19 protein-coding genes are annotated in these 20447 nt (G+C 42.0%); 14 read left to right on the top strand and 5 right to left on the bottom strand.

Features of this window, described 5'->3' with window-relative positions:
* Positions 1-72: 72 nt before the first annotated feature.
* A complete protein-coding gene (rnz, locus tag ACHB7C_RS13640) occupies positions 73-987 on the top strand; it encodes a ribonuclease Z (RefSeq protein WP_395347587.1) in 915 nt (304 codons plus the stop codon).
* A 40-nt stretch (positions 988-1027) separates the two neighbouring features.
* On the opposite strand, the gene deoR is transcribed toward rnz, so the two are convergent.
* Both deoR and deoC read right to left on the bottom strand, forming a co-directional pair.
* Positions 1028-1807 carry a DNA-binding transcriptional repressor DeoR gene (gene deoR / locus ACHB7C_RS13635; protein WP_042848874.1) on the bottom strand — a complete coding sequence of 260 codons (780 nt, stop codon included), beginning with the start codon at positions 1805-1807 and terminating at the stop codon, positions 1028-1030.
* A gap of 55 nt (positions 1808-1862) precedes the next feature.
* The gene (deoC, locus tag ACHB7C_RS13630; RefSeq protein ID WP_042848873.1) at positions 1863-2531 is read right to left on the bottom strand and encodes a deoxyribose-phosphate aldolase; all 669 of its coding nucleotides are present in this window, start codon (positions 2529-2531) and stop codon (positions 1863-1865) included.
* A gap of 168 nt (positions 2532-2699) precedes the next feature.
* On the opposite strand from deoC, the gene rbsK reads away from it, so the two are divergent.
* From rbsK to ACHB7C_RS13615, 3 genes are all read left to right on the top strand, one after another.
* Complete coding sequence (gene rbsK / locus ACHB7C_RS13625) at positions 2700-3629, top strand: ribokinase (protein WP_042848872.1); 930 nt, start codon at positions 2700-2702, stop codon at positions 3627-3629.
* A gap of 107 nt (positions 3630-3736) precedes the next feature.
* Entirely contained in the window at positions 3737-5044 is a 1308-nt protein-coding gene (gene fucP, locus ACHB7C_RS13620; RefSeq protein WP_042848871.1) for an L-fucose:H+ symporter permease, read from the top strand.
* Between the two features lie 69 nt (positions 5045-5113).
* Positions 5114-6130: an aldose 1-epimerase family protein gene (locus tag ACHB7C_RS13615; protein WP_042848880.1), complete on the top strand. Its 1017-nt coding sequence runs from the start codon at positions 5114-5116 to the stop codon at positions 6128-6130.
* Between the two features lie 51 nt (positions 6131-6181).
* Here the strand turns inward: ACHB7C_RS13615 and ACHB7C_RS13610 are convergent, their stop codons facing one another.
* The gene (locus ACHB7C_RS13610; protein ID WP_048608818.1) at positions 6182-6589 is read right to left on the bottom strand and encodes a DUF2750 domain-containing protein; all 408 of its coding nucleotides are present in this window, start codon (positions 6587-6589) and stop codon (positions 6182-6184) included.
* 153 nt (positions 6590-6742) lie between these two features.
* On the opposite strand from ACHB7C_RS13610, the gene ACHB7C_RS13605 reads away from it, so the two are divergent.
* From ACHB7C_RS13605 to ACHB7C_RS13585, 5 genes are all read left to right on the top strand, one after another.
* On the top strand, positions 6743-7756 hold the full coding sequence (locus ACHB7C_RS13605) for a mechanosensitive ion channel family protein (protein WP_042848870.1): 1014 nt from the start codon (positions 6743-6745) through the stop codon (positions 7754-7756).
* Between the two features lie 272 nt (positions 7757-8028).
* The gene (locus tag ACHB7C_RS13600; protein ID WP_042848869.1) at positions 8029-10188 is read left to right on the top strand and encodes an ornithine decarboxylase; all 2160 of its coding nucleotides are present in this window, start codon (positions 8029-8031) and stop codon (positions 10186-10188) included.
* Positions 10189-10292: 104 nt separating this feature from the next.
* On the top strand, positions 10293-11228 hold the full coding sequence (locus tag ACHB7C_RS13595; RefSeq protein WP_042848868.1) for a nucleoside hydrolase: 936 nt from the start codon (positions 10293-10295) through the stop codon (positions 11226-11228).
* Positions 11229-11231: 3 nt separating this feature from the next.
* On the top strand, positions 11232-11705 hold the full coding sequence (locus ACHB7C_RS13590) for a DUF6882 domain-containing protein (RefSeq protein ID WP_048608753.1): 474 nt from the start codon (positions 11232-11234) through the stop codon (positions 11703-11705).
* A gap of 103 nt (positions 11706-11808) precedes the next feature.
* Entirely contained in the window at positions 11809-12603 is a 795-nt protein-coding gene (locus tag ACHB7C_RS13585; protein ID WP_395347582.1) for an inositol monophosphatase family protein, read from the top strand.
* A gap of 46 nt (positions 12604-12649) precedes the next feature.
* Here the strand turns inward: ACHB7C_RS13585 and cbrC are convergent, their stop codons facing one another.
* Complete coding sequence (gene cbrC, locus ACHB7C_RS13580; RefSeq protein ID WP_226693416.1) at positions 12650-13237, bottom strand: PF03691 family colicin E2 tolerance protein CbrC; 588 nt, start codon at positions 13235-13237, stop codon at positions 12650-12652.
* A gap of 246 nt (positions 13238-13483) precedes the next feature.
* Here cbrC and ACHB7C_RS13575 point away from each other — a divergent pair, with 246 nt between their 5' ends.
* Both ACHB7C_RS13575 and dusA read left to right on the top strand, forming a co-directional pair.
* Positions 13484-13693, top strand: a complete 210-nt coding sequence (locus tag ACHB7C_RS13575) for a YdgH/BhsA/McbA-like domain containing protein (RefSeq protein ID WP_042848863.1) — start codon at positions 13484-13486, stop codon at positions 13691-13693.
* Between the two features lie 266 nt (positions 13694-13959).
* Positions 13960-14961, top strand: a complete 1002-nt coding sequence (gene dusA / locus ACHB7C_RS13570; RefSeq protein ID WP_395347579.1) for a tRNA dihydrouridine(20/20a) synthase DusA — start codon at positions 13960-13962, stop codon at positions 14959-14961.
* Between the two features lie 66 nt (positions 14962-15027).
* On the opposite strand, the gene ACHB7C_RS13565 is transcribed toward dusA, so the two are convergent.
* Positions 15028-16011, bottom strand: coding sequence for a quinone oxidoreductase (locus ACHB7C_RS13565; protein ID WP_042848860.1), 984 nt, complete (start codon positions 16009-16011; stop codon positions 15028-15030).
* 213 nt (positions 16012-16224) lie between these two features.
* On the opposite strand from ACHB7C_RS13565, the gene dnaB reads away from it, so the two are divergent.
* The 3 genes from dnaB (at position 16225) to ACHB7C_RS13550 (ending at position 20405) form a co-directional block, all read left to right on the top strand.
* A complete protein-coding gene (dnaB, locus tag ACHB7C_RS13560; RefSeq protein ID WP_042848859.1) occupies positions 16225-17637 on the top strand; it encodes a replicative DNA helicase in 1413 nt (470 codons plus the stop codon).
* A gap of 423 nt (positions 17638-18060) precedes the next feature.
* Positions 18061-19143: an alanine racemase gene (alr, locus tag ACHB7C_RS13555; RefSeq protein ID WP_042848858.1), complete on the top strand. Its 1083-nt coding sequence runs from the start codon at positions 18061-18063 to the stop codon at positions 19141-19143.
* Between the two features lie 65 nt (positions 19144-19208).
* Positions 19209-20405 (top strand): amino acid aminotransferase, encoded by a 1197-nt coding sequence (locus ACHB7C_RS13550; protein ID WP_042848857.1) that lies wholly within the window; start codon positions 19209-19211, stop codon positions 20403-20405.
* Positions 20406-20447 lie beyond the last annotated feature (42 nt).

The following is a 20447-nucleotide window of genomic DNA, read 5'->3' as shown; positions in this document are numbered from 1 at the left end:
GGGTAAAATCAATAAAATTGTCATTGGAAAAAATCTTACTATAATAAAAACAATGGATTAGATGAGGGTAGTATGGAGCTTACATTTTTAGGAACCAGTGCTGGTGTGCCAACGAAAGAGCGTAATGTCACCAGTATGATATTAAATTTGGTCGGTATTCGAAAAAGCTATTGGTTATTTGATTGCGGGGAAGGCACACAACACCGTATTTTAAATAGCCCATTTAAAACGCCAAAAATTGACAAGATCTTTATTACACATTTACATGGCGATCATATTTTTGGGCTACCGGGTTTGTTATGCAGCCGCTCAATGGGGGGCGCAACAGAACCTTTGACGCTATATGGTCCGAAAGGGTTGAAACAATATGTTGAAACCGTTTTGAGTGTGAGTGAGTCTTATATGACTTATCCACTCAACATCATTGAAATTCAAGCTGGGCAGTTATTTGATGATGGCGAATTGATTGTGACGGCTTACCCCCTTGACCACCGAGTGGAATGCTACGGCTACCGTATTGAAGAGCATGCAAAGAGCGGGGCTTTAGATGCAGAGCGACTCGCGCAAGATAACATCCCTCGGGGGCCGTGGATGCAAGACCTAAAAGCGGGTAAAACAATCACTTTGGAAGATGGTCGAACTGTGAATGGCGCGGAGTATTTAGGCGAACCTATCTCTGGTAAAGTGATTGCAATTTTTGGTGACACTAAGCCAACCGACCAGGGGCTAGCACTCGCTAAAAATGCAGATGTTATGGTGCATGAAACCACTTTAGAAGCAGCATTTGCGGAAAAAGCCAATGAACGCGGGCACTCAACTACGGAACAAGCGGCTCGATTAGCTCGTGCTGCTGGGGTAAAACGCTTTATTGCAACCCATTTGAGTGGGCGTTATATGACTCATGATATCCCAAGGTTACTTGCTGAGTGCCAAGCAATATTCCCAGCCACAATAATGGCAGAGGATTATTTAACCGTGAAAATTTAATTTAAGCGGGTAATAAACGGCCCGCTTAATGATAATTTTTTTAAAAAATCACTTTCACAAAACCATTGCGGCAGTAAGTTTCGTATTCATCGGAAAGTTGGCGATTGGTGACTATCACATCGAATTGTGACAATTCCCCCATATTGGCGGTAGCAACTTCATCAAATAGGTTATAGGGCGCTAATAAAATCTTACGAATGGACTTTTCCATGGCTTTTTTCTTCATGGGTAAATCATCCAAGTTATAGCAAGTCACACCATAGTTCCCGTGTACGCCAGCCGCAGAGATAAAGGCTTTTTTGGGGTTAATTGAATCGAGTAGTGAAGGTAATGAAGGGTTGTAAAAGGAATCGCTTTTTGGCCGATATTCACCACCACATAACAAGGCGGTGGCATTTTTCTTCTGGCTTAACGCTAAAAAAACGTTATGTGAGTAACAAATTCCAGTGAAACTGATCTCCTCTGGGATAAGAGAAATCAATGTTGCCATTTCAATACCATTATCAAAGAAAATCACATCATCTTCAGTAACCATACTCGCGGCAAGGTTTGGAATATACAGTGCTTCGGTTTGGTCTGGGGTAAAAATATCCGCTTGTTGTTCTTGAGCGATTAAATTGGCGGGTTGGGTAACAGAAACAATATAGCCACCAAGTAGCGACATTGGGATAGGGCCTTCGGTATCTGCGCTAAGGTCTCGTCGAATGGTCATTTCTGATACTTCGAGTATTCTAGCGGCTTCTTTTAAATGAATGCGTCCTGAACGTTTTAAACATTCACTTAAGCGGCGAAGGCGTTCTTTTTGTTTAGTTTCTATCACCCTACAGTCCTTTTGTAATACATAAAATTGGCGCGGTCAGACCGCGCCCCAGCATTTAGTAGTCACTTGGCTGGTCATTATTCCCCGTGACTATTGCAACACTTGCACTAGCGCCAACACGGTTAGCACCAGCTTCAATCATTTTAATGGCAGTTTCACGATCGCGAACGCCGCCAGACGCTTTTACACCAACTTCGTTGCCGACTACTTTACGCATTAGAGCAACATGGTGTTCAGTCGCCCCCATTGTACTGAAACCTGTTGAAGTTTTCACAAAACCAACTTTAATTGTGCGGCAAATTTCACAAACTTGTGTAATTTCTTCATCTGTTAGTAGGCAGTTTTCTAAGATAACCTTGAGTGTTGCGTTACCGCAAGCGGCAAAAACAGCTTCAATATCTTGACGAACAAAGTCTAAATCACCACTTTTTAGCATCCCGACGTTGATGACCATATCAACTTCATCAGCTCCACGGCGCACGGCTTCAGCCGCTTCAAAAGCTTTAGCTTCAGTTAAACATGCACCTAAAGGGAAGCCTACCACACAGCAAACCTTAACGTCGCTGTTTTTTAACAGCTCACTGGCTAAAGGCACATATCCTGTATTGACACATACTGAGGCAAAATGGTGCTCTGCCGCTTCTGCACATAATTTTGTGATATCACTAACAGTTGCATTAGCAGCGAGTAAAGTGTGATCAATATATTTTGCTAAGTCTTGCATTTTCAACTTTCCTATATAAATGTGGATAAGACAACAAAGAATGAGGAAATGTGGTAGATGTAACACTTGATCATTCGTTATTCGAGATCCTAATCACAAATGATATTTTTGCAACATGATAATGTTAGTATCATAGCATTATGTGATTTATTTAACACGAGGGACATTATGGATATAGCAGTTATTGGTTCAAACATGGTTGATTTGATCACTTATATCGATCAAATGCCAAAAGAAGGCGAAACGCTAGAAGCGCCAGCTTTCAAAATTGGTTGCGGCGGTAAAGGTGCGAACCAAGCTGTTGCTGCGGCTAAATTGAATTCTAAAGTGATTATGTTAACTAAAGTCGGCGATGATATCTTTGCAGATAACACCATCCGTAATCTTGAATCTTACGGGATTAACACGCGCTATGTGGAAAAAGTTCCGTGTACTTCAAGTGGTGTCGCGCCAATTTTTGTTAATCAAAATTCGTCTAATAGTATTTTGATCGTTAAAGGAGCGAATAAGTTTTTATCACCAGAGGATATCGATCGGGCTGCTGAAGATCTAAAAAAATGCAAACTGATCGTCCTACAATTAGAAGTCCAACTCGAAACGGTGTATCACGCGATCGCTTTTGGTAACAAGCATGGGATACCCGTATTACTTAACCCGGCCCCCGCTCAACGAACGCTCGATCTAGATTTTGCCTGCCGTTGTGATTTCTTTGTACCCAATGAAACGGAATTAGAAATTCTAACCAATATGCCAGTCGACACGATGGACAACATCCGCCGAGCTTCACAATCACTATTGGATAAGGGCCTAAAAAACCTGATTGTCACACTTGGTGATAAAGGGGCTTTGTGGATGACGCGCGATAGTGAGTTGTATATACCTGCTATCAAAGTAAATGCCATTGATACCAGTGGCGCTGGAGATGCCTTTATTGGCTGTTTTTCTCATTATTATGTACACACCGGGAATATTGAAGAAGCACTGAAAAAAGCAGTGATGTTTTCTGCATTTAGTGTGACAGGGAAAGGGACTCAATCTTCTTATCCAAGTGTTGAGCAATTTACGGAATTTGTGCAAATCAACACAGTTAACAAATAGCTAAATAATAATAGTCAACGTAGCTGTATACCCTTTGATGTATTAATCAGTCACTAGAACTGAATAGCAAGTCATCGGGTATAAATTATAAAATTATAAGGGTTACTATGAACATTAAGAACATCACTCAGTTACCGGATGGCTACCTGAGTAAGACTCCTCTATTTCAATTTATCCTACTGTCCTGCCTTTTTCCTCTTTGGGGTTGTGCAGCGGCATTAAATGACATTTTGATCACACAGTTTAAAAGTGTTTTTGAACTTAGTAACTTTGCATCAGCTTTGGTGCAAAGTGCGTTTTATGGTGGGTACTTTTTGATTGCGATCCCTGCATCTTTGGTGATCAAAAAAACCAGCTATAAATACACTATTATGGTGGGGCTAATCCTCTACATCGCAGGGTGTAGTTTGTTCTTCCCAGCTTCACATATGGCAACCTATACGATGTTTTTGGCGGCAATTTTCGCGATTGCTATTGGTTTAAGTTTCCTTGAAACCGCAGCAAATACCTATAGTTCGATGATTGGTCCAAAACAGTACGCTACACTTCGTTTGAATATTAGCCAGACCTTTTACCCTATCGGTGCGGCTGGGGGGATTTTACTGGGTAAATATCTCGTTTTCTCCGAAGGAGATAGCCTGCAAAGTCAAATGGCGGGAATGAATGCGGAACAAATTCATGAATTCCGCCTAGCGATGTTAGAAAATACACTCGAACCCTATCGTTATATGATCATGGTATTGGTCGTGGTGATGATCTTATTCCTAATTACTAAGTTTCCTAAATGTAAAGTTGCAGAAACTCAGGATCACAAACGCCCCTCTGCGATCGATACGTTAAAGTATTTAGCCAAAAATAGCCGTTTTAGAAAAGGGATTATTGCTCAGTTCTTATATGTTGGGATGCAAGTTGCTGTTTGGTCATTCACTATTCGTTTAGCGTTGGAAATGGGCGATATTAACGAACGTGATGCATCGAACTTCATGGTATATAGCTTTGCGTGTTTCTTTATTGGTAAATTTATCGCCAATATCTTAATGACTCGTTTTAACGCAGAAAAAGTATTAATTATCTATTCTGTGATTGGTGCTCTGTTCCTGATTTATGTTGCATTTATTCCAAGTTTTACCGCGGTGTACGCCGCTGTAATGGTGAGCATTTTATTTGGACCTTGCTGGGCGACTATTTATGCGGGCACTTTGGATACAGTCGATAATGAACATACTGAAATGGCGGGTGCGGTCATTGTGATGGCGATTGTTGGGGCTGCAGTTGTCCCTGCGGTACAAGGTTATGTCGCTGATATGTTGCACTCTTTACAGCTTTCATTCTTGGTTTCTATGTTGTGCTTTGTTTATGTTGGTATTTACTTTGTTGGTGAACGCCGTTTTAAAGCAAAACAAGAAGCAAAATAATTCAGCGAATCAATTTGGGTAGTGTGAGCTACCCAATTCCATCCATTTAATCAAACCGTGAGTATGAAAATGAATACACTAATACCACTTCACAGAAGCTTATTTACGGAAAAACCGACCCTTATTTTACAAAATGACCAATTTTCTGCGACAGCTTTCCGTTATCAAACGGGCGTAGAAGGTTTACGTATTGAAAATCAGCAAGGTTATTTAACTATTTTACCTTTTTTAGGGCAAATGATTTGGGATGCTGAATTCTGTGGCCAAAATCTGAAAATGGAAAATATGTTTTCAGCCCCGAAACGTGTCCCAACAGTCGTAGAAACGTATGGTTGCTTTGCTTTTCACTCAGGTTTAATCAGTAATGGCTGCCCTTCACCAGAGGATACTCACCCATTGCATGGAGAAATGCCTTGTGCATCAATGGATAGCAGTTGGCTTGAGCTGACAGAAGATAGCTTAAAAATTGTCGGTGAATATGAGTATGTGATGGGTTTTGGTCATCATTATCGCGCTACCCCATCAGTTTTATTAAAGGAAAACAGTACGTTATTTGATATACAAATGTCAGTGACAAACTTGGCGTCTGTTCCTATGCCACTCCAGTATATGTGCCATATGAATTATGCTTATGTAGATAAGGCAACATTGACGCAAAATATCCCAGAACATGCGATTAAGCTGCGTGAATCAATACCGGGTCATGTACATCCAACCGAGCAGTGGCTTGAGTTTAATGAGTCCTTAAAATCAGGCAAAGTGACGTTAAATCAACTTGACCAACCAGACATGTGTGACCCTGAAATTGTTTTCTTTATGGATAACTTGAGCCAATATACTACCGAGCCAGAGTTCAGGATGACATCGCCAGATGGGAATACGTTCATCACACGTTTTAACTCGAATGAACTTAATTATGCCACCCGCTGGATTTTATATAATGGAGACCAAAAGGTTGGCGCGTTTGTACTCCCTGCAACTTGCCGGCCAGAAGGCTTTATGGCGGCAAAAAATAACCAAACATTAATTTGGTTACAAGCGGGTGAAACACGTCAATTTACCGTAACAACGGGGGTTGAAAAATAGTCATTGACGATTTTTCAGGGGATCTTTGATAAAAGGCAGCGATTCGCTGCCTTATTCATATTGTTGACATTCTTCTTGTAAATCAGAAAGTAGCCTCGCTGCATCATAAAGTAGTATGTTTTTTCTTTCAGGTTGCATCATTATTGCAACTTTAATATTTGCTTCATGCATATCTGGTAATACTTCCGTCATCAAATGCTCAAGGGAAAATAATATGGGTGAAAAATGAGCCCATTCGCCGGTTAAGCACTGCTCTACGTATGCTTTAGCTGGCCATAAAGGGAGGGAAAGGTCATGCATACCGTTTCTTACTGTAATAAGGCTATTTCCATCACTGATTGCCCAAACTTGCTCCCAATCGGCTATTTTGCCTACAAAATACGTGTATTTTTGTTGTGGTCGCAGCTTCTGGACGTTGCAGATTTCTTTTTCGTTAGGGGAAAATAGTGTGTTATTCATTATTGGATTATCGAAAAAGTAATTGATAATTATTGGGAAAATTATATTTATTATTGTTATCTTAATAACAAAATGAATTGATAACAACATGCAGCAAAAATGAACTAACTCACAATAATAATACCTATCGGTTAAATTTTAGGGCGGTTAGAGATGATAGAAGCGTTACTTGAAAAATATGCGATTGGAATGACATTGATTGCAGCATGCCTTGCACTGTATGTCGTTTTTGAAGTGCTTCATAAAAGGCATAAGCACAAAAATAAAAGCATTCTTATCCATATTATTCAAACAGTTGTACTCTGTGGCATTGTGATTGTATTGGCCCAGTATGTGGATATGGCAGCAACAGACTTTGATTTAAGTTTTATTTCAACGTCTTTAGTTAATTTTTTAACAATTTCAGCTATCGCCTTAATTTTAATGCGAAAATTGTTTCAATTAGCGAATCGATTAGAAAAGAAACAAATTCAAAAAGGGAGTGACCCTACATCAGCACGTATTGTGGCTAGGGTATTTAAAACGACAGTTTTTGTCATCATTGTACTGCTTTTTGGTGAACATTTTGGCATGAGCTTATCAGGGCTGATGGCATTTGGTGGTATTGGTGGTATCGCCATTGGTATGGCAGGTAAAGACATTCTCAGTAACTTTTTCTCGGGGTTAATGCTTTACTTTGATCGTCCTTTTAATATTGGTGATTGGGTCAGTTCACCAGATAGAAATATTGAAGGTACCGTGGTCGAAATTGGTTGGCGGATCACAAAAATTATTACTTTTGACCATCGACCTCTCTACATACCGAACTCAGTTTTTTCTTCAATTAGTGTGGAAAACCCTGGGCGTATGACTAATCGACGTATTAAAACAGAAATTGGTTTGCGTTATGAAGACGCTGACAAAATTGGTGCGATTGTTGATGAGATACGCACGATGCTAAAACAAGATGAAAATATCGATACAGGGCAAACATTATTAGTATATTTTGATGCCTTTGCCGATTCTTCGTTAAATATTATGGTGTATTGTTTTACGAAAACAACCGTATGGGCAGAGTGGTTAGCTGCGCAGCAAGCGGTATATTTAAAGATAATCGATATCGTAAAACGTCATAATGCTGACTTCGCATTCCCATCTCAAACATTGTATGTGGAAAAAAACAACTAACGTTCCGCACATGATAAATTAGCCGACTAATTGATTGTTAATTATTAATTAATTAGTCGGTTTATCTTTATATCTTTGAAATGTAAAAATAAAATTTCGGTCATTGAGCTGCTAGCTGTTAGCATTTTTATGCTATTAACCAGAGGCTTATAAAAAATAATCGACTTTTTGTTTTACTGATTTTTTTGCCAAGGCGCAGGTCATTCCAATTCCCCTACCTATCAAGTATATTGACCGCCTCTTTTCCTCAGCTAACTAAGAGCCAGACTGTTATGAATAAAATCAATGTGGCATGTAGCCAGGGGGTCGCTATCTATTTTACTGGTGAATTTCAGTGGGTAGATATTCGCGATGCACAGTTAAACAATATTGCTGCTGTTGTGCTATCTGAACAAGATGCCAACCAAGGGCTGTGGAAAAGGGTTGCTGAGAGTCAGCTCAGTATTCCGCTGTTTATCATTAGTGATAAACAGCTACCAACGGATGAAAAATTACCTCCTTATTTAACGGCCATTTTGCCGCCAGCACCTGCTGAGCGTGAAGAAAATAGCCGCCAATTACTTGATGCTGCTAATCAGTATCTTGAGCAGTTATTACCTCCATTTTTTGCTCGAATGATGGATTATGCTGCGGGTCATAATGTGACTTTTGCGTGCCCTGGGCACCAAGGGGGGCAATTTTTCCGTCGTCACCCTACGGGGGAGCAGTTTTACCAATTTTATGGTGAAAACCTTTTTCGTACCGACCTCTGCAATGCAGATGTTGCGATGGGGGATTTGCTGATCCACGAAGGTGCTGCGAAAGAAGCCCAAAAATTTGCGGCTAAAGTGTTCAATGCAGATAAAACCTATTTTGTCCTAAATGGCACTTCATCGTCGAATAAAGTGGTATTAAATGCCTTATTAACACCGGGCGACCTCGTATTATTTGACCGTAATAACCACAAATCAAATCATCATGGCGCATTGATCCAAGCGGGGGCGACACCGGTTTATCTTGAAACGGCGCGTAACCCATTTGGCTTTATCGGTGGTATTGATGCACATTGCTTTGAAGAAACTTATTTACGTGAATTAATTACAGATGTTATGCCAGAACGGTCGCAAGCTGTACGGCCGTTTCGATTGGCGGTGATCCAATTAGGCACCTATGACGGAACAGTGTATAACGCACGACAAGTGGTCGATAAAATTGGGCATTTATGTGATTATATTTTATTCGATTCTGCATGGGTTGGTTATGAGCAATTTATACCAATGATGCGTCAGTGCTCGCCATTACTGCTCGAATTAACTGAAAATGACCCTGGTATTATGGTCACTCAGTCCGTCCATAAGCAGTTAGCCGGGTTTTCTCAAGCCTCACAGATCCATAAAAAAGATAATCACATCAAAGGTCAAGAGCGTTTTGTTTCTCATAAAAAACTCAATAATGCCTTTATGATGCATGCCTCTACGAGCCCATTTTACCCACTATTTGCTTCTCTGGATGTCAATGCACGTATACATCAAGGCGCTGCCGGCAATATGATGTGGATGGATTGCGTAAAAGTGGGCATTGAAGTCAGAAAATCCATACTTCAGCACTGCCGTTACTTTAAGCCCTTTGTTCCTGAAATGGTTGATGGCAAGTTATGGCAGGATTATCCTACTGAGCAAATTGCGAGTGAGCAGCGCTTTTTTAATTTTATCCCTAAGCAACGTTGGCATGCATTTGATGGTTATGCACAGGATCAATACTTCGTTGACCCATGCAAATTAATGTTAACGACACCGGGTATCGACGTCGAAAGTGGTGAATATGAGGCTTTCGGTGTACCTGCGACTATTTTGGCGCATTTTTTACGTGAACATGGTGTGATCCCTGAAAAATGCGACTTAAACTCCATTCTATTTCTATTAACACCGGCGGAAACGCGCGAAAAACTGGAATTGCTGGTGTCTCATTTAGTTCGCTTTGAGCAATTACTCGATGAAGATGCATTATTAGTTGACGTATTACCGTCGGTTTATCAGCGTTATGAAAGCCATTACCATGGTTATACGTTACGCCGTCTGTGCCAAGAAATGCACCAACTCAGCGTTGACGATAATATTAAGCAATTGCAAAAAGAAATGTTCCGTAAGCAACATTTCCCTAAGGTAAAAATGAACCCTCAGCAAGCCCATATTGAATTTATTCGGGGTAACTGTGAGTTACTACCCTTGGATGAATTAGAAGGGCGTATTGCCGTTGAAGGAGCCTTGCCTTACCCTCCTGGGGTATTGTGTGTTGTGCCGGGGGAAGTTTGGTCAGGCCCTGTATTGCGTTACTTCAAAGCTCTTGAAGCTGGGATCAACGCTCTACCGGGTTTTGCTCCTGAATTACAAGGCGTTTATATTTCCAAGAATGAAGGTGAGAAAAAACGTGTCTATGCACATGTTTTAAAGTAATTTTGTAGTTATTCAGATAGTAAGCATAGATTTTACCTTATTAGCTCGTTACATTGGGGTCAGACTAGTCATAGCTGACTCCTCATTTATTGATAAGGTAAGGTATGAGCAAAAAAATAATTCTTGATTGCGACCCTGGTCATGATGATGCAATTGCATTATTACTGGCTTACGGCAACCCAGACATTGATTTATTGGCTGTAACAACCGTTGCAGGTAACCAAACCCTCGAAAAAGTCACTTATAATGCTCTAGCGATTGCTGAAATGGCTAAGATCACGGGGGTTCCTTTTGCCGCGGGCTCTGTTCGCCCATTAGTGCGTAATAGCGAAGTTGCACCAGACATACATGGGGACTCAGGGTTAGACGGCCCTATTTTACCAACGCCCACACTTAAATTAGATGAAAGACATGCTGTTTCATTGATTATTGATACCATTATGTCACACCCCCCTAAAACGGTAACGTTAGTACCAACAGGGGCATTAACCAATATTGCGCTTGCTGCTCGTCTAGAGCCCCGCATTGTGGAGCGGGTGAAGGAAGTGGTGCTGATGGGCGGTGGCTACCATGTGGGGAATTGGAGCGCAGTCGCGGAATTTAATATCAAAATTGACCCAGAGGCTGCCCATATTGTTTTTAATGAAAAATGGCCACTGACCATGGTGGGGTTAGATTTGACGCACCAAGCCCTCGCGACCCCGGATGTTGTAAATGAAATTGCAGCGATAGGTAGTGATTGTTCGCAATTTGTTGTGGAACTTCTGGATTTTTTCGGGAAAATGTACAAACAAGCTCAAGGCTTTGATGCTCCTCCGGTTCATGACCCTTGCGCTGTAGCTTATGTGATTGATCCTTCAGTTATTACTACACAAAAAGTTCCTATTGATATCGAATTAACAGGGTCATTGACATTAGGTATGACGGTAGCTGATTTCCGTCACCCAGCACCAGCTGACTGCCATACACAGGTCGCAGTTAAGTTAGACCACCATAAATTTTGGCAGTTGGTCATCAATGCGTTAAAAAATATTAGGTAACTCATGAATAACGAATTAGAACAAATGCCTTACGAGGCGCTTATTGAACGCAGTATGAATGCCTTACAAGCTAAAAATCAGTTTCATTGTGACACGTGGAAATTGGACCAAGCCGATTGGTCGGTAGACCAAGACGAAGGGACGATTATTTTTCACGCTCCAGACAATGTAATGGCGACTGCACCGGTACAAATCGTTGGAACATATGACCAAAACCAAGGTAGTTGGATGTGGAGTTGGGCAAATAGTTCGATCCAACCCGCGCTTACACATGATGCCATTGCAGTTAAAGCCTATGGTGAGCGCAGTGATAACCCGTTGTTGACCGCACGAGTGAGCGACATTGAAGAATATGACGCTTGGCAGCTCACCGCGTTAGCTTGCGAATTAAACAACCAGCAAGGTGTTTACCGAGGTGTCGCGGGTCACACGTTGGTTTTTATGACTTTTGGTGATGTTTCACTACAACAAATTTAGCTCGGGAATGGCTTATTCAGCAGTGAACAAGGCATTTAAACCCTCTTTGGTTGAGTGACCTGTCAGTTATACTGGTTTTCTTTTTTCAATCAGGAGCATACTCATGTTAGATATCGCACTTGAAGCCGCTAAACTAGTCAAAACAATGACGGTAGAAGCTTTCTATAGCGCGGGGAAATTTGACTATAAACCCGATCGCTCGGTAGTGACTGAAACGGATATCCGAGTTGAAGAAGAAATCAGGGAACTGTTTGCGAAGCGTACACCTAATACCTTAGTTTTAGGTGAAGAATTTGGTTTTGAAGGTGAGCAAAAGTTTAGTTCGGGTTGGGTTATCGACCCAATTGATGGAACGCGTGCATTTATTTATGGTGTGCCGCTTTTTAGTACGTTAATTGCTTATGTTGAAAATGGGGAGCCACTCCTAAGTGTCATTAGTTTCCCTGCTATATCAATGATGTTCTATGCATCTCAAGGGGAAGGTTGCTGGTTGGAAAGCTCAGGGCAATCGTTACGGCAACTGAAATTGGGCGAACAATCCCCTAAATCATTATCAGAAGCTGTAATCAGTGCATCTGGGATCCACAGCAGTCATTATAATTCTTCTGAAGGCTCGCAAATTTATCATCTTGATGCCATCGTGGGCGAAGCGCGTGATTTTATTTTTGCAAATGATGCATACCAACATGCTATGGTTGCATCTGGTCGTATTCATGGTGCGATTGATACCATAATGAAACCATGGGACAGCGCTGCCCTCATTCCTTGTATTCGAGAGGCAGGAGGTGAGGTTTGTGGGCTGAATGGTGAACGCACACAAGCCATGTTTGCAGGGAGCTTGCTCTCTACTGCAACCCCAGAGCTTGCAGAGCAAATCGTAGAATTGATGGCTCCTTAAAGGTCAATGCGAGGCCAATATGGCCTCGTGCAGCCCTTTTTATTGATTAGCTGAAATCAAAATGCAAACGTAATTTTTGGCAGTGTAAACAACGGAATAAATAGCCCTGTGCGGCTCCATCTTCATCTAAAATAGTGGCTAGCTCTTCTACTGAAAAACCATAATCAGCCACATCGTCAGCAAGGGAAACAAACTCGTCGAGCCTATCTTTGATGTCTTTCCAACTAACGTAACCTATAAATTCACAGGGTTCATTACAATGAGCCAGCCAAGTCTCTTGCTGCCAACCATGATAACCAGGGGTGCGTTTGATTAGCTCATCAAACATTTCGCTTGGATAGGGGTTGATAGTCTGTAAAAACTCGCCGTTATTATCATATTCACAATCGATCCCTTCCACACATTCTGGGTCTTGAAATTCCCCATCGAATTTTGCACTAGCAGAGCCATTTGCGATACACCAAGGGCAAAATGCGTTGATATCCTCAACGGAGTAAAAAGGGCTTTCATAATAAATATCTGTAAGTTGCTGGCAACAATCACAGGTGACAGTTTTGTCAGTGAGAAACGCTTTGGTTTCAATAGGGTTTGGGTGGTATTTAAAATGAGGAAGTTTTCGATTACCAAGTGACATATAAAAATCCTATGGAATAGGGGGGTTATTACCCTGAATGACGATTTAATCAGGCTATCACAAAACGTGATAGGTCACTTTAATTCTCTTTCAACGAGTTTATTTAATTGCGTTTTTATTATTCAAATAATTTGAATATGAACAGCGATATTATTAGCTTTAACTTAAATACGGTTTGGCGATATGATACCTCCATCGAAGGCAACACGGGTTGCCTCCCCCTATAACGAACGAAGGAATTATATTATGAACATGTTTAAAACTTTAATGGCAGCTTCTGTATTATCGGTAATGGCTTTTGGTGCTTCCGCTGCAACCTTAACTGCAACTAGCGATACCTTAGACTCAGCAGAAGCGATTATTGCGGCAAAAGCAAAAGCTGCGGGTGCAGATAGCTACACCATTACCAGTGCACGTATGGGTAATTTTGTCACAATGAGCGCAGAAACTAAATAATATGTTGGGTTGTTAATCTTAATTAAATATTTTGTCCAAAATTTCGGATTTTACTTAAAGATTGCAACTGAAAAATGACATGCCCCCTGATAGCGGAGAAATCCCTATCGGGGTATTGTTATATCATCCACGCCTTAATTGATATCTGTGCGAATACATCGCATCCCAAACGGTCTATGTTATAATACTCTCCTTTATTTATTATTGGCCCTTTATCATTGTTAGGGGCTATTCAATGGCTTTCAACATCAACACAAAAGAGCAGCATGCATCAAAATACCCCAAAACAAGGCTACCATAACCTAAACCGCTTTTCCGTTGCGCCAATGCTCGATTGGACCGATCGTCATTGCCGTTATTTTCACCGCTTATTAAGCAAAAATACCTTGTTGTATACTGAAATGGTGACAACAGGGGCGATTATTTACGGAAAAGGGGATTACCTCGCATTTAGTGAAGAGGAACACCCTGTTGCTCTACAACTTGGGGGAAGCGACCCTGCTGCATTAGCTCAATGCGCAAAATTAGCCGAAGAGCGTGGCTACGATGAGGTTAACTTAAATGTGGGTTGCCCTTCAGATCGCGTTCAAAATGGGCGTTTTGGTGCCTGTTTAATGGGGGATGCGCAGTTGGTGGCTGATTGTGTGAAAGCAATGAAAGATGCGGCAACTATTCCGATCACAGTTAAAACACGTATTGGCATTGATGAGCAAGATAGCTACCAATTTTTATGTGATTTTATTGAAACAGTTTCGACTCAAGGCGGCTGTGAAATGTTTATTATCCATGCTCGTAAAGCATGGCTATCCGGTTTGAGCCCAAAAGAAAACCGTGAAATACCACCATTAGATTACCCGCGTGTTTATCAATTAAAGCGCGATTTTCCGCATTTAACTATGGCGATTAACGGCGGTATCAAAACGTTGGAAGAGGCGAAAGAGCATCTTCAACATTTAGATGGCGTAATGGTCGGGCGTGAAGCGTATCAAAACCCATCGATTTTAACTGCCGTAGATAACCAATTGTTTGGTGAGCATTTTCCTATTACGAATGGGGTAGATGCAGTACGAGAAATGTATCCATATATTGAAAATGAACTCACTAAAGGCGCTTATTTAGGTCATATGACGCGCCATATGTTAGGGATTTTTCAAGGTATTCCTGGTGCTCGCCAATGGCGCCGCCATTTAAGTGAGAATGCCCATAAAAAAGGCGCCGATTTAGCGGTCGTTGAGCAAGCGTTGGCGTTTGTTACCCGGGGTGAGTAACATATTTTACCTATAAAAAAAGCACCGTAAGGTGCTTTTCAGCTCTATTCGGCGTTACTTATTATGTTATGGAATAAGCAAGCTCGAGCCTTGGGTTTTTCTTGATTCAATTGTTTCATGGGCTTTTTGCGCATCTTTCAGAGCAAAAATTTGCGATTGCGGCACATCTACCTTCACATTGCCGCTTAAAATCATGTCAAACAATGCGTTGCTGGCTTGGTCCAACTCAGCACGGTTTGTGACATATACCCCAAGTGATGGACGAGTGACGTATAACCCACCTTTTTGGTTTAAAATCCCTAAATTCACACCCGAAACCGGGCCTGATGCGTTACCAAAACTTACCATCAACCCGCGGCGTTTTAGTGAATCTAAAGAAGCCAGCCATGTGGATTGCCCTACAGAATCATAAACCACATTGACTTTTTCGCCATGAGTGATGTCTTTAACACGAGCTGCGATATCTTCAGATTGGTAATTAATTACGTCCCATGCACCAGCTTCTTTAGCACGCAGCGCTTTATCTGCGGAGCCTACAGTACCGATCATTTTTGCACCTAATGCTTTTGCCCATTGGCATGCGATTAAGCCCACACCCCCCGCTGCGGCATGGAACAAAAATACTTCATTTTGCTTAAGTTGGTAAGTTTGATGGAATAAATAATAGACGGTCATCCCCTTTAATGAACTTGCTGCGGCTTGCTCAAAGGTTATCCCATCGGGGAGATGCGCAACCGCACTCTCTGGGACATTATGTACATCGCTATAAGCGCCCAAAGGGCCTTGAGCATAAACGACACGGTCGCCCGGTTTGAAACCCGTAACGTGAGCTCCGGTTTTAACGACAACACCAGCAGCCTCGGTACCTAGGCCACTGGGAAGTTTAGCGACAGGATATAAACCACTGCGGACATAGGTATCGATAAAGTTAATACCAATAGCACGGTTTTCGATTTGAATTTCGTTATCTGCCGGATTTACTGGGGAATAATCTACTAAGTTAAGTACATCAGCGCCGCCATGTTGTGCGAACTCAATACGTTTTGCCATGACAATCTCCAATAAGGACTATTCATTTTATTTACAATATCAATAGGTTTACTATAACGCCATCTTTCAATCAGAAGAATTATTGGTTTGTGCTTTTTGTTGAAAGCGTTATCAGGCAATTCTCTCGCGTGAAGGTGCAAAGAATGCCACAACAAAAATCAGATTGGCGTATACTAGAAGCTGTTCGTTAATTATAGACTTGGATGCAAATGTATGGCTAAAAAACCCTCATCGAATTTTAAAACAGATGCCCCCCGGGATCACCAAATGGAAGGTTTGAAGCTTCCACCGCATTCCCTTGAGGCGGAGCAATCTGTTTTAGGGGGGTTAATGTTAGATAATGAGCGTTGGGATACCGTCTCTGAACGAGTCACTCATGCCGACTTTTTTAGCCGTCCCCACCGTACTATTTTCGCACAAATGCAGATCCTGCTTGAGCAGGGCAAGCCCATTGACTTAATCACCTTATCAGAATCCCTTGAACAACAAGGTGAACTGGATAGTGTTGGGGGCTTTGCTTACTTAGCAGAGTTATCGAAAAATACCCCAAGTGCGGCGAATATTAATGCTTATGCTGACATCGTCCGCGAACGTGCGATTGTGCGTGATATGATCTCTGTTGCTAATGATATTGCGGATGCGGGTTATGATCCTCAAGGGCGTAGTAGTGAAGATCTCCTCGATTTTGCGGAAACTAAAGTTTTCCAAATCGCAGAATCACGGGCTAATAAAGACGAAGGGCCAAAAGGCATCGAAGCCATTTTATCTGAAACCGTTGAAAAGATTGAACAACTCTATCAGCAACCGCACGATGGGGTGACAGGGGTTTCTACTGGCTATCAAGATCTCGATAAAAAAACAGCTGGGTTGCAAGGCTCTGACTTAATTATTGTTGCCGCACGTCCATCAATGGGGAAAACTACTTTTGCGATGAACTTGTGCGAAAATGCGGCAATGACCGAGGAAAAACCGGTGCTTATTTTCAGTTTGGAGATGCCAGGTAACCAAATCATGATGCGTATGTTGGCATCATTATCCCGTGTTGACCAAACTCGTATTCGTACTGGGCAGTTAGATGATGAGGATTGGGCGCGAATTTCAAGCACCATGGGCATCTTGATGGAAAAGCGCAATATGTATATCGATGACTCCTCAGGCCTGACGCCGACGGAGGTGCGATCTCGTGCGCGGCGTATTTACCGTGAGCACGGTGGGTTAAGTTTGATCATGATTGACTACCTTCAATTGATGCGTGTTCCTGCACTTTCCGATAACCGTACTCTTGAAATTGCCGAAATATCTCGTTCCCTTAAGGCACTAGCCAAAGAGTTAAATGTCCCTGTTGTTGCGCTATCTCAGTTAAACCGTAGCCTTGAGCAACGCGCCGATAAACGCCCTGTTAACTCTGACTTACGTGAATCGGGGTCTATTGAGCAGGATGCCGACTTGATTATGTTTATCTACCGTGATGAGGTTTATCACGATAACAGCGAACTCAAGGGTGTCGCTGAAATTATCCTTGGTAAGCAACGTAATGGTCCCATTGGTACGGTACGTTTGACCTTTAATGGTCAATGGTCGCGCTTTGATAATTACGCGGGGCCTGCGTATAACGACGAAGACTAAATACTCGTCATATTTTGCGCTGTCGCGGTGTTGGCTTCATTCCCTAATCCTAGTCACATACTTATGTATGCTCCTAGGCTTAGCTCAATCGCCGCCTAGCGACAACCCAAATTATTTAGAGTATTGGCTAGAGTATTAAGATTAAATAGTTCTACTCGTCATATTTTTGCGCTGTCGCGGTGCTGGCTACACTCAGCTACGCAAGTCACATACTTATGTACGCTCCTAGGCTTAGCTCAATCGCCGCCTAGCGACAACCCAAACTATTTAGAGTATTGGCTAGAGTATTAAAATTAAATGATCCATAAAAATAATATCGAATGGAAATTGATATTTTTTAGCGTATAACAAATAGAGAATATATTGAGCTGCCAACGTGCAGCTTAATTTTTGGCCAAATTAGAGAGAAACAACGAGGAAATAATGAAAGCGGCAACCGCATTGATAAACCGCCGCGCTCTGCGACACAACTTGCAACGGGTGAAAAGCATCGCTCCAAATAGCCAATTGATTGCAGTTGTTAAAGCAAACGCTTATGGTCATGGATTAGCTGGAGTCGGTATCGCAGTTCAAGAGCTGGTGGATGGCTTTGGCGTAGCGAGGCTCAATGAAGCTTTATTGCTCAGGCAGCATGGTATTACTAAACCTATTGTTTTATTAGAAGGTTTCTTCGAGCAATCTGACTTGCTTGTGATGGCTGCACAGCGTATCGATACTGTTATCCACTGTGTAGAGCAACTGGCAATGTTGGAAGCGGCCGACCTTCCACACCCACTGAAAGTTTGGATGAAGCTAGATACGGGAATGCATCGTCTTGGCGTGCTACCAAAAGATGCAGAAGGTTTTTACCAACGGCTGCAACGTTGTAAAAATGTTAAGCTTCCTATCAATATCGTCAGTCATTTTTGCCAAGCTGATGCTCCACTCCTTTCTACAACCGCAAATCAGATAGCTTGCTTTAAACAGTTTATAGCAGGCAAAGACGGTGAAAAATCCATCGCTGCATCCGCAGGGATCTTACTCTGGCCAGAAGCGCATTATGATTGGGTAAGACCGGGGATCATGATGTACGGGGCATCCCCACAAGAGGGGAAAAGTGCAGATAGTTTCGGTTTATTACCAGTGATGACATTAAAGTCATCTTTAATTGCGGTTAGGGAGCATTTTGCTGGTCAGTGCGTCGGTTATGGTGAAACATGGTGTAGCGATAGGGATACACGGTTGGGGGTTGTCGCAATCGGCTACGGTGATGGTTATCCGCGTAATGTCCCTTCTGGCACGCCAGTGTTAATTAATGGACGAAAAGTACCAATTATTGGGCGTATTTCTATGGATATGACTGTCGTGGATTTAGGGCCAAATGCCGAAGATAAAGTGGGGGATGACGTTATTTTGTGGGGCAATGGTCTACCAGTTGAAGAAATTGCCGCACAAACAGGCATCATTAACTATGAGTTACTCACAAAATTAACCTCACGAGTTGCGATGGAATATGTAGACGAATAGTTAGCAAAGGGTTATTTTCAAACAACAAAACGAAATAATGCTAAATAATGATTAGGAGATGTCCTGTGTTCCAACATGTTGATGCGTATCCGGGCGACCCAATTTTGTCGTTGATGGATGAATTTAATAAAGATACTCGTGAAAATAAAATTAACTTGAGTATCGGTCTTTACTACGATGGTGAAGGTAAAACGCCTGAACTGGGTACTGTTGGTACTGCGAAAGCTACATTAAACAAACTCCCTGCCAGTGCGTCGTTGTATTTGCCGATGGAAGGCTTGAAAGATTACCGCCTTGAACTGCAAAAACTAGTATTTGGCGAAGATTGCCCACTGATCGCTCAAGAGCGTATTGCAACCGTGCAAACTATTGGTGGTTCTGGCGCATTAAAAATTGGTGCGGATTTCCTACACCAGTACTATCCTGATTCAGAGGTTTGGTGCAGCGACCCAACTTGGGAAAATCACGCGTCTATTTTCTCCGGTGCTGGCACAAAAGTTCACTATTACCCGTATTTCGATGAAAAAACCAAAGGTGTTAAATTCGATGAAATGTTGGCAACGTTCAAAAAATTGCCTGCAAATAGCATCATTTTAATGCACCCATGCTGCCATAACCCAACGGGTTCTGACTTAACACCAGCCCAATGGGATGAAGTTACTAAAGTGGCGATTGAACATAAACTAATCCCATTCTTGGATATCGCTTACCAAGGTTTTGCCGAAGGTATCAACGAAGACGCCTACGCGATTAGAACTATGGTCAAAGCAGGGTTACCTGTATTTGTTAGCAACTCATTTTCTAAAATCTTTGGTATTTACGGTGAGCGTGCGGGTGGGTTATCAGTTATTTGCGAAAACCCAGATGAGCGTGACCGCGTATTAGGTCAGCTTAAAGCAGGCGTGCGCCGTCTATATTCAAGTCCTCCATCAAATGGTGCCAAAATTGTGGCTGCCGTATTGACCAACAGCGCAGAAAAAGCGAAATGGTTAGCGGAAGTGGAAGAAATGCGTTTACGTATTTTAGATATGCGTACAGTGCTGGTTGATGAACTGAAGAAAGCTTTACCTGAGCAAAACTTTGACCATTTGTTAAAACAACGCGGTATGTTTAGCTATACGGGTTTTTCACAACAACAGGTTACTCGCCTAAAAGACGAATTTGCAGTTTATCTAGTGGGAACTGGCCGTGTTTGTATGGCTGGGGTCAATCGTCATAATGTGAAACGCATTGTCGAAGCATTTGCTGCGGTTAGCCAATAGTTATTTACCCATAAAGGAAGTTATTCAATAAACGCAGGCTGA

Source organism: Providencia sp. 2024EL-00732, assembly GCF_044006275.1.
Lineage (GTDB): Bacteria > Pseudomonadota > Gammaproteobacteria > Enterobacterales > Enterobacteriaceae > Providencia > Providencia huashanensis.
The sequence above is the reverse complement of the archived record's forward strand: the minus strand, read 5'-3'. Positions and strand labels throughout refer to the sequence as shown.

Coding starts and splice junctions, on each gene's coding strand:
- ACHB7C_RS13600 (WP_042848869.1), top strand. CDS start 8,029: ATGAATAAAATCAATGTGGCATGTAGCCAGGGGGTCGCTATCTATTTT.
- dnaB (WP_042848859.1), top strand. CDS start 16,225: ATGGCTAAAAAACCCTCATCGAATTTTAAAACAGATGCCCCCCGGGAT.
- cbrC (WP_226693416.1), bottom strand. CDS start 13,237: ATGTCACTTGGTAATCGAAAACTTCCTCATTTTAAATACCACCCAAAC.
- rbsK (WP_042848872.1), top strand. CDS start 2,700: ATGGATATAGCAGTTATTGGTTCAAACATGGTTGATTTGATCACTTAT.
- alr (WP_042848858.1), top strand. CDS start 18,061: ATGAAAGCGGCAACCGCATTGATAAACCGCCGCGCTCTGCGACACAAC.
- ACHB7C_RS13575 (WP_042848863.1), top strand. CDS start 13,484: ATGAACATGTTTAAAACTTTAATGGCAGCTTCTGTATTATCGGTAATG.
- ACHB7C_RS13590 (WP_048608753.1), top strand. CDS start 11,232: ATGAATAACGAATTAGAACAAATGCCTTACGAGGCGCTTATTGAACGC.
- deoC (WP_042848873.1), bottom strand. CDS start 2,531: ATGCAAGACTTAGCAAAATATATTGATCACACTTTACTCGCTGCTAAT.
- ACHB7C_RS13565 (WP_042848860.1), bottom strand. CDS start 16,011: ATGGCAAAACGTATTGAGTTCGCACAACATGGCGGCGCTGATGTACTT.
- fucP (WP_042848871.1), top strand. CDS start 3,737: ATGAACATTAAGAACATCACTCAGTTACCGGATGGCTACCTGAGTAAG.
- dusA (WP_395347579.1), top strand. CDS start 13,960: ATGCATCAAAATACCCCAAAACAAGGCTACCATAACCTAAACCGCTTT.
- ACHB7C_RS13605 (WP_042848870.1), top strand. CDS start 6,743: ATGATAGAAGCGTTACTTGAAAAATATGCGATTGGAATGACATTGATT.
- ACHB7C_RS13610 (WP_048608818.1), bottom strand. CDS start 6,589: ATGAATAACACACTATTTTCCCCTAACGAAAAAGAAATCTGCAACGTC.
- ACHB7C_RS13615 (WP_042848880.1), top strand. CDS start 5,114: ATGAATACACTAATACCACTTCACAGAAGCTTATTTACGGAAAAACCG.
- ACHB7C_RS13585 (WP_395347582.1), top strand. CDS start 11,809: ATGTTAGATATCGCACTTGAAGCCGCTAAACTAGTCAAAACAATGACG.
- ACHB7C_RS13595 (WP_042848868.1), top strand. CDS start 10,293: ATGAGCAAAAAAATAATTCTTGATTGCGACCCTGGTCATGATGATGCA.
- rnz (WP_395347587.1), top strand. CDS start 73: ATGGAGCTTACATTTTTAGGAACCAGTGCTGGTGTGCCAACGAAAGAG.